This is a genomic window from Virgibacillus sp. JSM 102003 (assembly GCF_041949995.1).
Taxonomy (GTDB): domain Bacteria; phylum Bacillota; class Bacilli; order Bacillales; family Amphibacillaceae; genus Lentibacillus.
Map to the genome: position 1 here is coordinate 162,361 of NZ_JBHFQH010000005.1, position 14,528 is coordinate 176,888.

Annotated in this window: 15 protein-coding genes and 1 riboswitch; of the genes, 12 read left to right on the top strand and 3 right to left on the bottom strand. The window is 38.3% G+C overall.

The features are described from left to right. Window positions 1–30 precede the first annotated feature (30 nt). Together ACE1TG_RS07500 and ACE1TG_RS07505 are read right to left on the bottom strand one after the other, a co-directional pair. Entirely contained in the window at window positions 31–2,052 is a 2,022-nt protein-coding gene (locus ACE1TG_RS07500; RefSeq protein ID WP_375051750.1) for a penicillin-binding transpeptidase domain-containing protein, read from the bottom strand. A 96-nt stretch (window positions 2,053–2,148) separates the two neighbouring features. Continuing rightward, the gene (locus ACE1TG_RS07505; protein ID WP_375051751.1) at window positions 2,149–3,093 is read right to left on the bottom strand and encodes an LCP family glycopolymer transferase; all 945 of its coding nucleotides are present in this window, start codon (window positions 3,091–3,093) and stop codon (window positions 2,149–2,151) included. Between the two features lie 910 nt (window positions 3,094–4,003). After that, window positions 4,004–4,088: riboswitch (cyclic di-GMP riboswitch) on the top strand. A gap of 24 nt (window positions 4,089–4,112) precedes the next feature. On the opposite strand from ACE1TG_RS07505, the gene sinI reads away from it, so the two are divergent. From sinI to nagB, 8 genes are all read left to right on the top strand, one after another. Beyond that, entirely contained in the window at window positions 4,113–4,235 is a 123-nt protein-coding gene (gene sinI, locus ACE1TG_RS07510; protein WP_375051752.1) for a DNA-binding anti-repressor SinI, read from the top strand. A 175-nt stretch (window positions 4,236–4,410) separates the two neighbouring features. Continuing rightward, complete coding sequence (locus tag ACE1TG_RS07515) at window positions 4,411–4,743, top strand: helix-turn-helix domain-containing protein (protein WP_375051753.1); 333 nt, start codon at window positions 4,411–4,413, stop codon at window positions 4,741–4,743. A 122-nt stretch (window positions 4,744–4,865) separates the two neighbouring features. Then, the gene (locus tag ACE1TG_RS07520; RefSeq protein WP_375051754.1) at window positions 4,866–5,390 is read left to right on the top strand and encodes an RNA polymerase sigma factor; all 525 of its coding nucleotides are present in this window, start codon (window positions 4,866–4,868) and stop codon (window positions 5,388–5,390) included. Beyond that, entirely contained in the window at window positions 5,380–6,420 is a 1,041-nt protein-coding gene (locus ACE1TG_RS07525) for an anti sigma factor C-terminal domain-containing protein (RefSeq protein ID WP_375051755.1), read from the top strand. Before ACE1TG_RS07520 ends, ACE1TG_RS07525 begins: the two co-directional genes overlap by 11 nt. Before the next feature lie 12 nt (window positions 6,421–6,432). After that, window positions 6,433–6,918 (top strand): VanZ family protein, encoded by a 486-nt coding sequence (locus ACE1TG_RS07530; RefSeq protein WP_375051756.1) that lies wholly within the window; start codon window positions 6,433–6,435, stop codon window positions 6,916–6,918. Window positions 6,919–7,029: 111 nt separating this feature from the next. Beyond that, window positions 7,030–7,179 carry a hypothetical protein gene (locus ACE1TG_RS07535; protein ID WP_375051757.1) on the top strand — a complete coding sequence of 50 codons (150 nt, stop codon included), beginning with the start codon at window positions 7,030–7,032 and terminating at the stop codon, window positions 7,177–7,179. A gap of 121 nt (window positions 7,180–7,300) precedes the next feature. Beyond that, on the top strand, window positions 7,301–8,467 hold the full coding sequence (gene nagA, locus ACE1TG_RS07540) for an N-acetylglucosamine-6-phosphate deacetylase (protein ID WP_375051758.1): 1,167 nt from the start codon (window positions 7,301–7,303) through the stop codon (window positions 8,465–8,467). Window positions 8,468–8,473: 6 nt separating this feature from the next. Further along, complete coding sequence (nagB, locus tag ACE1TG_RS07545; RefSeq protein ID WP_375051759.1) at window positions 8,474–9,199, top strand: glucosamine-6-phosphate deaminase; 726 nt, start codon at window positions 8,474–8,476, stop codon at window positions 9,197–9,199. A gap of 129 nt (window positions 9,200–9,328) precedes the next feature. Here the strand turns inward: nagB and ACE1TG_RS07550 are convergent, their stop codons facing one another. Further along, the gene (locus tag ACE1TG_RS07550) at window positions 9,329–9,970 is read right to left on the bottom strand and encodes a YigZ family protein (protein ID WP_375051760.1); all 642 of its coding nucleotides are present in this window, start codon (window positions 9,968–9,970) and stop codon (window positions 9,329–9,331) included. A gap of 152 nt (window positions 9,971–10,122) precedes the next feature. On the opposite strand from ACE1TG_RS07550, the gene ACE1TG_RS07555 reads away from it, so the two are divergent. From ACE1TG_RS07555 to ACE1TG_RS07570, 4 genes are all read left to right on the top strand, one after another. Then, window positions 10,123–11,262 carry a sensor histidine kinase gene (locus ACE1TG_RS07555; RefSeq protein WP_375051761.1) on the top strand — a complete coding sequence of 380 codons (1,140 nt, stop codon included), beginning with the start codon at window positions 10,123–10,125 and terminating at the stop codon, window positions 11,260–11,262. Between the two features lie 134 nt (window positions 11,263–11,396). Beyond that, a complete protein-coding gene (locus tag ACE1TG_RS07560) occupies window positions 11,397–12,089 on the top strand; it encodes a response regulator (protein ID WP_375051762.1) in 693 nt (230 codons plus the stop codon). A gap of 141 nt (window positions 12,090–12,230) precedes the next feature. Then, a complete protein-coding gene (locus ACE1TG_RS07565) occupies window positions 12,231–13,073 on the top strand; it encodes a DegV family protein (RefSeq protein ID WP_375051763.1) in 843 nt (280 codons plus the stop codon). 338 nt (window positions 13,074–13,411) lie between these two features. Further along, on the top strand, window positions 13,412–14,527 hold the full coding sequence (locus ACE1TG_RS07570) for an ATP-dependent helicase ComFA (RefSeq protein ID WP_375051764.1): 1,116 nt from the start codon (window positions 13,412–13,414) through the stop codon (window positions 14,525–14,527). The last annotated feature ends 1 nt before the right edge of the window (window position 14,528 follow it).

The following is a 14,528-nucleotide window of genomic DNA, read 5'->3' on the forward strand; positions in this document are numbered from 1 at the left end:
GCTCCATAAATGGAGCAGGCTTTAATTGAGTTATTTAATGGCTTTTAATAATTCGGTAACTGTTTCCACAGTATATGCGCTGCCACCTTTATCTTCTGTGTTTTCAATCATCATGGAAATTAGAATGTCCTGGTCTTTAGTTGGATAGCCAACAAACCAGCCATTTTCTGCACCTGATTCCTCACCGGATTTTTTAAGCTCGGCTGTTCCGGTTTTCCCAGAGATGGCCAAGTCGTCAATGTCTGCCCCTTTTGCTGTTCCGTTTGGTGCTGCAACCACTTTACGAAGTGCTTCCTGTATAAGTGTGGCTTGCTCACCAGTTATTAATTGTTCCTGCCAAACCTGGCCTTTTTCTGCATCGGCAAGGATTGTAGGCTTAAGCAGGTTACCTTCATTTAAAAATGGGGTATAAGCCATAGCCAAATGGAGTGCGCTCATCTGGACTTCTCCTTGTCCGTAACTTGTATCGGCAAGTAAAACCTCATCATTAAGTTTTCCACTGGATGAGATTGTGGATTTTTCAATCGGGTATTCGAATGGAAAATCTTTAGCGAAACCAAATTGCTTTAATCCTTTCACATACTTATCACTGCCCATTTCTACTGCTTTCATAGCAAAATAGATATTATCCGAGCGAACCAATGCATTCGTAACGTCTACCGGCCCGTTTGACTTTGATACACGGCGAACCTGGTAATTTCCCCAATTTTCACCGTTACTCCATGTTAAGCCATTAATTTCTACACCTTCACCAGGAACGATGGTCCCGTTATTCAGGCCAATAGCCGCAGTTATTGGTTTAAATGTTGATCCAGGTGCATAGGTAGAATTGAAGCGATTTAATAATGGTTGTTTCGGTTTATTTTGCAATTCTTTCCGTCTTGATTGTGAAATACCAAATCCCATTTCGTTCGAATTAAAGGAAGGGCTGCTCACAAGTGCTAATGTTTCACCTGTTTTTGGATGAATTGCAGCTGCTGTCCCGGATTCACCATCATAGCTTTCATATATTTTCTTTTGCAAATCGGCATCTATCGTGGTTACGACATCTTCACCATGTTTAACCGGCTTCTCGGCTAGGACAATTTCTTCTTGGTTTTCTTTGGAAACAGTTATTTTTACGCCTGCTTCACCACGAAGTTTTTCCTCAAATAGTAGTTCAAGCCCTCGTTTACCAATTATGTCGTTTGCACTGTATTCGCCAGAATCCATATCCTCTAACTCTTCGGCAGTTACTGGTCCTGTGAAGCCGACAAGATGACCTAATGATTCTCCATATGGATAAACACGACCGGTTACTTCACGCTCCGTCACGCCACTTATTTCCCATAATTGATTTAGCGTTTTCTTTTCTGATTTCGGCACTTTTTTAAGTGGGACAAATAAATCAGGCTCAACCCATCCGGCATCTAGCTTAGAATTGATCGCTTCAACCGACATGCCCAATAAGTCAGATATCTTCTGTTTCGCCTGTTCTGGATTAGAACCTATTTTTCCAGGAACGATGCCAACATTATGAACGGTGTCATTTAAAGCTATGGGTAAATTATTCCGATCTAGTATTTCGCCTCGTTCAGGTTTTATCGTGGATAGACCGATTTCACCGCCATCTTGAATTGCTGGAAAGATAAAGCCTGGATCCCATTTTACGAACCAGTTGGCATCCTCTTCTTCACCTTCTTTAATAAGTGTTGCTTTATAGTCAAATGCGATTGGACCTGCAATTGTTTCCATTTCGACTGAGAATGGAAACTGAGCTGTTCCTTTTTCCATGGCAGTTTTCATTTTTTCTTCGGATAATTTTTCATAGGTAATCTTTAAATTGTTAACGTTTAGGTCGCCATAAATATTTTTATATCGTTCAACATAGTCTTCTTTTGCATATTTTTCAGTTGAAGCAGTAGTACTCATACTGTACATCTCGTTAAATTCCTGTTCATTCCAATGCTTTACATATTGATCGAAGCGTTCCTGTGGTGTAACTTCATCATTAGAACATGCAGTAACAATCAGAAGTAATAAAAGTGGAAGCAAAGCAATTATTCTTTTCATAATGACCCCCTCAATCTTTTAGAAAATATAATCTAATCATATCACCTTTTATATGCAAAAACATGTATGTAAAAGCAAAAAGCCATCTTTAGATGACTATTTCGCTTTCATATGCTCTTTTATTTCGGTTTGAACCCGATTCATTTCTTCATCGGGTACAACATAGTACCAAATTCCGTCAATCATTTGACCATTGCCGCTTATTTCCATTGTATCGATGTTATTTCGAGTTTGACGATAATCGGAAAATAATGTTTGCATCTGTTCCATTTTGAGATCAGTTTTTACATTCCCGCCAAGAATACCTAGAATATCGGTGATTTTGGTAATGCTTGAGAAACTTGCTGCTTCGCCAATAGCTGCTCTAATTACATTACGCTGACGCTCATTACGTCCAATGTCTCCTCTTGGGTCACCTTTACGCATACGAATGTACTTTAGTGCTTCTTCACCATTCAGATTAATTTCACCTGTAGGGAAATCTACTCCTCCCTGTGAAAATGCACGGTCATTTGTAACTGTTACGCCACCTAAAGCATCAATTCCTTGCTGAAATCCTTCCATATTTACTTTTACATAAAAGTGTACCGGAACATCAAAATTCTCCTCCACAGTCTGCACGGATAATCCAACACCACCAAATGCATAAGCATGATTGATTTTATCCATCCCTCGACCTGGAATATTTACGTACGTGTCACGAGGTATACTCAACATTTTCATTGAATTTGTTTGTGGGTTCAGTGACATCAATATCATGGTATCTGAACGTCCTTTGTCATTTTTCCGTTCATCGACTCCAAGTAAAAGAATATTAATGGTATCATTTTCACTAAAAAGCGAGTCCAGTTCTTTTTGACGATCAGGATTTTCATCCCGTGCCAGTGGTTCATGCATGACTTCGACGGTATCGCCGACTTTATCATAAATATAAAATAAGTAAATGCCAATTATTAATACTAAACCAAGCGTAATTCCCCCAACCCAGTAGGGCCATTTGCGTTTCTTTTTCTCATTTCGTTTTTCAATTCTCGAATCCACAATTTATTCTCCTCTGTCGTTTCAGAAATAATCAATAATTAGATAAATTATATCGAAACTAGTCATTTTAGTCTATTATTCTTTTAGAATTGGTGGAACTGAATGATGCAGTGAACAGGTTCGTGCCAAGATAACTTGTTTCGAGTACATCTTTGCGTTCCCTTTCACAATAGGCAAATCTCATCATCTTAAGGTATGTAAATAGAAGAAGAAAAATCACCTAGCACATTAGTAGACGTTTTTGCGGAGTCAAATGTTTCATGATTTTGTAGTAAGATTTGTTGCTTTTATCTACGCAGTTGATATTAACTGCGAACTACTTTTTAAAAAGTTTGAGTGTTCCTATACCGCTCCGGAAATACACTCCGCGCACCTAGGGCGGCTGATGAACCTCCTTGCTCCTACGTCGCTGCGTAGTCTCATCTAGGCGCAAGCTCCCACAGGAGTCTACGTGTATTTCCTTCGCTAGGTTTTACTCACTTTATCCTGTAAATTAATCAATGCTTATTGTGATATTGCTTCTTAGCCTTGGGAACACTTTAGGCTCTAATCAGAAATCTCTATCAGTGGAGGCAGAATACGCAGACTCCTATGGGAACAGCACGTTCCGAAGCCCCCGGAAGAAGCGTTCTGAATGCGTATAAAATTCATTGCTTTGTAAAAGGTAACAAATGTGAGAATACAGGCTGGTTTTTAGAGATGAGAACTTGCGCAATATTTTTGCCCATAAAGTAATACGTATATCGAATGTATGTCTTTGTTAGAAGGGTTTTTAATGTGCTAAATGGTTCGAATGACCTATATCGTCAAAATAATTTTTGAAAATTACAAAACTAGTTCGATTTTGACAAAAGAAGACACCCAATAACCCCCATAAATATAGTATAGTAGTCTTATAAAACGATGGTTCCTCAGAAAATAGCAAACTTATTGAAAAATGGGGGCGCAAAGTCACGGGTCTAAAGCTTTATAGCTATGACGGCCGGACTGCCTGGGAATTTAAATGGGGGACGATAGAAATGATTAATGCAAGAAAGAACAAAGAAATAGATTATGAGTGGTTGGAACTGATGAAAGAGGCAAAAACCATCGGGTTAACTTTGGAAGAAGTTAGGTTGTTTTTGGCAGATAAGAAAGAATAAAGCCTTTATTACTACATATGCCTAACGAAGACTTTCACCATTTAGACTTGGTGTAATGTCATGTTTTATAAGCATAAGTTAAATAAAATAAATAAATATTTTAAAAAGTCTTGTGCTTTATATAGAACCATACACCTTTTTATGTTATAATTTTTTTTGAAAGAAGGTGTATTACTTGATCGGTGAAAAAATAAAGCAACTACGTCAAGAAAAAAAGATGTCGATTTCTGAACTCGCAGATAAAGCTGGTGTAGCCAAATCCTATTTAAGCTCTATTGAACGAAGCCTTCAAACGAACCCATCGATCCAGTTTATTGAAAAAATTAGTTCTGTACTGGGAGTCCCAGTGAATGAGTTGATATTAGAAGATAAATGGAAAGAGACAGAGGAACAATTAGATGGTGAGTGGTTGAAAATTGTTCAGGAAGCTATGGAATCGGGTGTATCAAAAGAGCAATTTAAAGAATACCTTGAATTTACTAAGTGGCGAAAAGAACAGGATAAATAAGTGCTGACCGTAAAGCTAATGGCTTGCGGTTTTTTATTTTGCACTTAAAAAAATAATATAAATATTTCATGTAACAAATGGATTGTTCAATCGTTTAAATATATAGAGGGGGTGGGAGTTGATTGAAAAGATCCATATTTACAGATTTATTTGAGGCGTATCAACTTCCACTTTACCGCTATTTATTGCAGATGAGCCGAAATAAACAGGTTGCTGAAGAACTATTGCAGGAGACGTTTTATCGGGCGATGATTTCGTTAGAGGTGAAAAACATGGCACAGGCAAAAGCGTGGCTTTTTAAGGTAGCTCGTAACCTTTTCATCGATTGGACTAGAAAGTCTAAGTCTGAACAGCTTATGGTGGAACGAATTCAATTGGAACGTGCCGACAATAACAATATCGGAAACCCTGAAGAGCAGTTAGAGAACCTTACGAAGCAGGTACATATTGAAGAAGTTCTTAGCCGATTACCTGAACGAATGCGCACCATTCTTTACATACGTGAAATTCAAGGTTTTACATATCAGGAAGTCGCGACCGCTATGAATCTATCAGTTAGCCAGGTTAAAACTACGCTGTTCCGTGCAAGGAAAAAATTTCGATATTATGATCAGCTGCTGAAAGGAGAATATTCAGATGAAAGATGATAATGTCTTAGATGAATGGGAAGAGAAAGACCAAGCTGAATTAGATAAAAAGAGTGCGAGAAAGATGGTATGGCGAACGAGACTATCAATTGGATTTACTGTCATTAGAACACTCCTGTTAATTTTTCTTATTTACATTGTATATATGATTCCTGTGAGCATTTATTATGATATGTCAGGAAAAAAAGCGGAGTTTGACAGACTAATAACAACACTTGTTGAAACAAGGTATTCTGGTTTTGAGGTACATGAATCGCATGGGACTAATGCAGAAATCAATGCGCTTCTGACTCAGTCTACTACATTAAAGTTGTACCGTAGTGTCGGCGAATGGGACGTGGTTATTGGAGAAGTTACCGCGCAAAAACATTTAATTGGCAAAATTGGGTTTGAATTTAATTTTAACGAAAAGTATCTAAACACACAGGATAAGATGTTTAACTTTGCTATTGCCCCGGATTTACTAGGAAAAGATAGTGCCTCGTCAAATGGCAAAGAAGGCAATCCTAAATTGTGGGCTCAGTTTAATAAAATAGGAGATGGGCATGTCGCACAGATTCATTTCTCTGCAAAAAAAGGTATGACTCCACGAGAGATGATGAATTTATTAAACCCATATGATTTAAAAGTTCTCCAAATGCCGGTATATGGTGGAGAGATTAAAGAGTATGATATAAGTCATTCAAGAGCTGGACAATTTACATTTGTGAACGCGCTGCTGTTAAGGCCGCAAGCTAAATATGACGAGAAAAACAGACTATCTTTTTCGAGTTATTATTTGCACCATGATAGTATAGGACAATCAATCGATCAATTTTATAAAGATATTGAGTGGTTAATCGAAAATGGAAGTTATAATGGCAAAGATATTGACCGGAAGCGTTTGAACTACCTACGTGAAAATGGCATGAAAGTTTATGGCGCTACGGTAACAGGTCCTGTTCGTGAAATTGAAAAATTACAGAGCGAAGAACTGCTTCATCAGTTTTACTTAGGTGGAATTGAAGTGTGGAACTGGGATGAGAATTAGGGTGAATTTACTATGAAAAAATATATCTATTGGCTGCTGCCTATTGGCTGGATGGGGATAATTTACTATTCCTCAGCACAGCCTTATGAAGATCAGGATGTTAAGCCACTTTTGAAAAGTTCATTTGATTTATCCTTTTTAACACCTTTGGTTGATTGGATATCTTTTACTTACCATCATTCAGAGGTAAGTGTAGCAGAATTGGGGACTGCGGGTATCGTTGAGTTCTTCCTGCGTAAAGGCGCACATGTTGGAGTATTTTTTGTGCTAATGTGTTTATTTTATATTGCTTTAAGAAGTACATGTGATATGAAGTTCCTTCCACTAATTATCATATCGTATTCACTTACAATTGCATATGCTGGATTAGATGAATTCCATCAAGGTTTCACTGCTAATCGAACACCTTATATAGGTGATGTTGTTCTGGATGGAGTCGGTGCTGCAATAGCCGCCCTATGTTTATTGTTGATTAAATGGAAAACAGTCACAAAATAAATCCTGATACGAATTATTTTAGAAAAATTTCAGTGGTCGACATTATTCGACAACATCACTGTTTTAAACATGGTATAATAGTCATGCATTTTGACAAAAGGCGGTATGAAAATGGTAGAGCAGGAACGATATAAAAATATGCTGAAAAAGATGATTGACGAAACAGAGAACTCAAAATTCCAATCTTCCGAGGAACTGATCCAGGCGTTAATCCAAGAGTTAACAAATGGAAAAACAATCTATAAAAATATTTCAAATTGATTTTATAAACTACATTGCTGTTTAGGCGAATGTAGTTTTTCTTTTTGGGGTTGGTTTCTAGACATGTGTGTTGCGGATGTGCTACCTTAAAGATTAGCAAATACAAAGGGCTGATAAAGAAATGAAACGTTCGTTATTTATAAAAAATGCCACTATATTTACTGAATCAGAAGGCGTAGTTAATGGTTCAATCGTTTTAGAGGATAGTATGATAAAAGAAATACATAATAACGTAGATACAACACCTCCGGAAACTGCACAAATCATCGATGGGCAAGGCTTAAATCTTATACCCGGATTCATCGATGGACATATTCATGGTGCAGCAGGCGCAGACGTGATGGATTCAACTGAGGAAGCATTGGATACGATGGCAGAAGTTTTACCAAAAGAAGGTACGACCAGTTTTTTAGCAACAACTATTACACAATCATCTGAAAGTATTGAGGCTGCATTACAAAATGTGGCGGAATATAAATCTAAGCGTGGACAAGCGGAAGTTATGGGTGTTCATCTTGAAGGCCCCTTTATTGAAAAAAGTAAAAAAGGTGCCCAGCCACTGGAATATATAATGAAGCCAGATATTGGGCAGTTTAAGAAATGGCAGCAGTTGTCAGGGAATAAAATTAAAACCATTACCCTTGCCCCTGAACATGATGAAGATGGCACATTTATTAGGTCTTTATTCGAGTCAGGTGTAAACGTTTCTGCGGGTCATACGGGGACAGGATTTGACGGGATGAAAACAGCGGTTGATCATGGGGTTCGTCAGGTCACACACATCTGTAATGCGATGACTGGCATACATCATCGTGACATAGGTGTCGTGGGTGCTGCATTTCGACTGGAAGAATTACGTGCTGAATTAATTGCAGATGGAATTCATGTATCCCCCGAAATGCTTCAATTAATTTATTCAAATATGGGAAGCGAACGGTTAATTCTGATTACGGATGCGATGCGAGCTAAGTGCCTCCATTCTGGTGCATACGAGTTAGGGGGACAGCCTGTTAACGTAACAGAAGACCGTGCTGTTCTTGATGATGGGACACTTGCCGGAAGTATTCTGAAGATGTATCAAGGTGCACAGCAAATGCTTCAATTAAAGGATGTATCAATCAGAAATGTAATTGAAATGGCTTCTTCCAATCCGGCGAAGCAACTGAGTGTTTTTGACAAAAAAGGGAGTATTAAAGTTGGGAAGGATGCAGACCTTTTACTCGTAGATGATGATTTGCACATTAAATACACAATTTGCCGTGGAGAAATTGCGCACGAGGAGGATTAAGACTGAATGGAAATTGTTAAAGTAAAAAATTATAAAGAAATGAGCGAGAGAGCATGTGATTTAATCGTTGAAAAAGTAAATAGCCTCGATAATCCTGTATTGGGCCTCGCCACTGGTTCCACTCCAGAAGGAATGTATCAGCAGATGATTAATTCCTATCAAAGGAATGAGGTTTCATTTACAAAAACGACAACGTTTAATTTAGATGAGTATGTTGGCCTCTCAGGAAACAATTTTAACAGTTACCGCTTTTACATGAATGATAAATTGTTTAAGCATATTGACTTGCCTGACAATCGTGCCTTTTTGCCTAATGGTGATGCCGAGGATCTGAAAAAGGAATGTCGAGATTATGAAACATTAATGTATAAAGCTGAGTACATCGATGTGCAGGTTTTGGGATTAGGCCTGAATGGACATATTGGATTTAATGAGCCTGGCACAGCTTTTGACAGCCGTACACATATTGTCGATTTGGATGAGACTACCCGTAAGGCTAATGCGCGATTTTTTGATTCATTGAATGATGTGCCAGAAAAAGCCATCACGATGGGCATCGAAACAATTATGGAGAGTAAAAAAATCCTTCTGCTTGTCTCCGGTGAAAAAAAGGCTGAGGCTGTTAACAGAATGATAAATGGAGAAACTTCTGAGGAATTCCCAGCATCCATACTCCAGAAGCATGGAAACGTCACGCTGATTGCAGATGAAGAGGCACTGTCGAAACTTTGAGACAGTGCTCTTTTTTTACCCAGAAATGGGAGATATCAACTTGAAAGCTGGGATATCGACCTGAAAGCGAGGATATCAACTCGAGACCGGAAACTCCAACCAGGAAACTTCAACTAGATCCGGAGAACTTCAACTGAACTGAACATCAATCTCCACATATGCTGTGCCTTTGGTTTCAAAAGTGACTTGATCACTTGTGATATCTGTAATCCATTCGCGGAAATTCGCTTCTTCGCCATCTCTTACATAAACTATGAACTCCACTTGTTCCAGATAATTAATGGAATCCAAAACATGATCAGAGTTACGTAATACATTCTCTACTTTGCCTAGTAGTGAGTAGCTGACAACAATAGATATACCTTGCATTAGCTGACGTTCCACAACACCAGCAGCCGCTATTGCTTGTGATGTCGCACTGCCATAAGCCCGAATTAAGCCGCCAGCCCCTAGCTTTACGCCACCAAAATATCTGGTCACTACGATTACAGTGTCCTTTAGATCCTGTTTCTTTAATACCTCCAGCATCGGTACACCGGCCGTACCACTTGGTTCACCATCATCATTAGCTTTTTGTATCTGATTATTCTCGCCAATCATATATGCTGAACTGTTATGATTTGCGTCATGGTGCTTTTTCTTAACTTCGCTAATAAAGGATTGAGCAGCTTCTTCTGTTTCTACCCGTTTTACGTAGCCAATAAATCGTGACTTTTGTATGATTAGTTGAATAATTCCTTCATTTTTTACGGTAAAATAATTCGATAACATCTTGCTTTTAACCTCCTGACAATCCATTATTATAGATAGGGCTATATTTTGACCTATAATAAAAGGATAAACTTTCCTAAAAGTATGCTAAAAGACCCTATTAAAAAAATACTTTATTTCGAATAATTATATCATAGGTTGGTGGGAACAAGATGGTTCAAAAAATGGAAGAAAAAGCATTAGATTATGTGATCGATGATATGATTGATGTTGTTCAAAACAGTAAAGATGAAATTTTTAACATAAGTGAAGAAGCACGAGGCGAATATGAAAATCTACTTAGAGAATTAAAAGAAACCAAAGAAAAAGTCATCGAGCACATTAATGATGGAGATGCATTGGAACAAAAGGTTAAGTATTCCAGACAACGGCTTTCTGAGGTGAGTAAATATTTTGATCGCCATTCAGAGAGTGAAATACGTGAAGTTTATGAAAACACACACATGATGCAAACAAAACTGGCAATGCTGCGTCAGGAAGAGAAAGGGTTACGCGATCGCCGAGATGATCTCGAGCGACGATTGCTTACGTTGGATCAGACCATTGAGCGTGCTGAAGGTTTAGCTAGTAAAATATCAGTTATTCTCACTTATCTAAACGACGATTTTAAACAAGTCAATGAAATGATTGAAGAGGCAAAAGAGAAGCAGGAATTTGGTTTGAAAATTATTGAAGCCCAAGAGGACGAGCGTCGAAAAATATCCAGAGAAATTCACGATGGTCCTGCTCAGATGCTAGCAAACATATTGCTTCGCTCAGAGCTTGTTGATCGTACATTTCGAGAAGGGACCGTTGACGACGCGTTAAAAGAAATAAAGAGTGTGCGAAAAATGATTCGTTCATCTTTATATGAAGTGCGACGCATTATTTATGACTTGCGTCCAATGGCATTGGATGATTTAGGACTTATACCAACGATTAAAAAATATGTTGCTACAATTGCTGATTATAATGATACAGAAATTGAGTTTTCAACGATGGGGCTTGAAAAACGATTGAATCAAAAATATGAAATTGCTTTTTTTCGCCTAGTACAGGAATCCATTCAGAATGCTATTAAGCACGCAGAAGCAACTCTAATTAAGGTGAAGCTGGACGTTGGGCCAAAGGATTTAGTGATGGTTATTAATGACAATGGAAAAGGCTTTGATCCAGCGTTAAAACGGGATAAATCGTTCGGACTAATTGGAATGAGAGAACGTGTTGAAATGTTGAATGGTAAACTGACAATAAACTCAACGATTGGTGAGGGAACAAAAATTAAGATAAAAGTTCCATATGAACTTTCGTGAGAAAAAGTTACTACTTTTTGACTATTCAAGTATAATAGTTTTAAACCGATAAAGAAAAAAAGTACGAAATAGGCTACCATTGAAACGTAATAGGGTATATATAAATAGCTATTAATCTAGGAGGAACATAATCGATGAATATGAAACAAACAAAAATTGTATTAATTGATGACCACAAATTATTTCGTGAAGGTGTAAAGCGAATCCTTGAGTTTGAACAATCATTTGAGGTTGTTGCAGAGGGTGATGATGGTCTTGTTGCTTCTTCATTAGTTAAGGAACATAATCCTGATGTTGTATTAATGGATATCAACATGCCAACAATGAATGGCGTACAAGCAACTGCAGATCTCGTAAGACACTTTCCAAACACGAATGTTATTATTCTTTCAATTCACGATGATGAAAGCTATGTTACCCATGCTCTGAAAACGGGGGCACAGGGGTATTTGCTTAAGGAAATGGACTCTGATTCGTTAATAGATGCGATTAAAGTGGTTAGTGAAGGTGGTTCCTATCTTCACCCGAAAGTAACCCATAACCTGGTTCAGGAATATCGCCGTCTCGCACAGGAAAATGTGTCGAACGTAGCGGAAAGCGCAATCGAGTACCACAAGCCGCTTCATTTGCTGACAAGACGTGAATGTGAAGTATTACAGCTCCTTGCAGATGGAAAAAGTAATCGTGCTGTTGCGGAAACATTGTATATTAGTGAAAAAACAGTAAAAAACCACGTCAGCAATATCCTGCAGAAAATGAGCGTAAACGATCGCACACAAGCAGTCGTATCCGCAATTCGTAAAGGCTGGGTGGAAGTACAATATTAGTAATTTGTTCCTTTATAGATATCGATACTCTGTCGCTTTTGGGTGACAGAGTATTTTTGTTATAAATATGTGATGCAAATATATTTTTCTTCATGTAAAATAATACATTATAGTACAAGTTAGAAGAGGAGAAGGTACACGATGAAAGTTGCTGTAATGACTGATAGTACGGCATATATTTCTGATTCACTGAAAGATCAGTACAATATTCATGTCGTCCCGTTAAGTGTCGTTTTTGAAGATACATCATATCGTGAATCAATTGATATTTCGACAAAAGAATTTTATCGGAAGGTCAAGGAATCAAGTAGCCTGCCTAAAACATCACAGCCCTCAATTGGATTTGTTGCAGATAAATTTGAAGAGCTTGCCAAGGATTATGATGCGGTTATAGCCATTCACTTGTCGAGTGGAATTAGTGGAACATATCAAACTGTAGTTAGTGCTGGAGAGATGGCTGAAGGAATTGAGGTTTATCCGCTAGATTCGGAGCTTAGTGCCATGGCTCAAGGTTTTTATGTGCTGGAAGCAGCAGAAATGGCCCAAGCCGGAAAAGACCCTAAAGAAATTATCAATCGCCTCAACGAAATGAAACAAAGTATGCGTGCATATTTTATGGTGGATGATTTAAATAATTTGCAGCGCGGAGGCCGTTTAAATGGTGCTCAGGCGATTTTAGGAAGTGTACTTCAAGTTAAACCGGTACTGCACTTTGTTGATAAAAAAATTGTTCCTTTTGAAAAAATAAGAACACGAAAAAAAGCATTAAATCGAATTATTGGTATGCTAGAAGAGGATGCTAAGCAAGGGAAAAATCTGAAAGTCGCTTTTATCCATGCTAACGATGAGCAGGCTGCAATTGAGTTAAAGAACAGTGTGGATGCCATGTATCCAAATGTTGACAGTACAATAAGCTACTTCGGACCAGTAATTGGAACACATCTTGGTGAAGGTGCTCTTGGCGTTACTTGGTACAAGAAATAGTTATTAACTGCCAGTCACCCCGGCTGGTAGTGCTTAATTCTTCTATATCCCCAAAGAAGGAGCGTGAGTTCGTGTCCTCTAACCTCGACAACGACTTTATTAACCGTTATTCAGGAAAACTTTTATTACGAAGAGAAATTCAAGTCGATGAAACCACCTTTAACCATTTTTTGAGTAATTCATACTTCATACCAATACCCTCGATAAAAAAGAAATATTATAACTATCAATGTCAGCGATGTGGAAATCAAAAACGGTCCCTATTTGGGAATATCCCGTGTAATAATTGCGGTATATCACATGAATATTGCCGAAAATGCATTGAAATGGGCCGTGTTATGAAATGTGAGCCATTATATGAATGGACAGGTCCAAAGGTTAATTGGCCACGACATACCAATGCATGTACATGGACTGGAGAGCTTACGGAAGTTCAGCAAAAGGCAGCCGACCGTATTACGGAGGCAATACGCAATAAAGAAAATGAATTACTAGTGTGGGCAGTTTGTGGTGCTGGTAAAACAGAAATGCTTTTTCCGGGGATCACAGAATCGTTAAAACGTGGCAAACGGATTTGTATCGCTACACCACGAACAGATGTCGTGCGTGAATTGCTGCCAAGACTACGTGAAGCTTTTTCAGGAATCTATGTCCAAGGACTTTATGGCGGAAGCCGTGAGACTGAAGGAGCAGCTCAACTCGTTATTGCGACAACACATCAGCTGCTGCGATTTAAGAATGCGTTTGATGTCATCATCATTGATGAGATTGATGCATTTCCATATCATGCGAATAAATCTCTTTCATATGCAGCAAACCGTTCAAAAAAAGAAAAATCGAATACGACTATTTATTTAACAGCTACCCCACGACAAAACCATCAAATTCAAATTTCTCGCAAGAGACTCCAGCATATTTTCGTACCAAGTCGTTTTCATGGTTATCCATTGCCAGTACCTGTCTTTCACATGTGTTATTCCCTGAAAAAGTATATGATAAGTTCCCGGCCTCCAAAATCTTTTTTAAATTGGTATGTTCAGCGGGAAAACCCTAATCGCCAGCTTCTGATATTTGTGCCGACGATTTTATTTGCAGAAAAGCTGAGTAAAAACCTTACAAAAATACTACAGGATGATAAAGTAGTTGCTGTTCATGCATCAGACAAAAATCGTGAAGAGAAAATTCAGCAATTCAGAGATAACCAAATTAGTATTTTAGTTACAACAACTATTTTGGAACGTGGCGTTACGTTTCCTGCCGTTGATGTAGTCATTTTTGATGCGGGGCACTCAGTTTTTGATGAGGCAGCATTAGTTCAAATAGCGGGAAGGGCAGGCAGAAGCCCGAAGGATCCAACAGGTGAAGTGGTATTTTTTCATGATGGAAAAACAGAAGCAATGGTGCAAGCGGTCCGTTCCATTAGGAAGATGAACAAACGGGGAGGGTTTTGCTAAG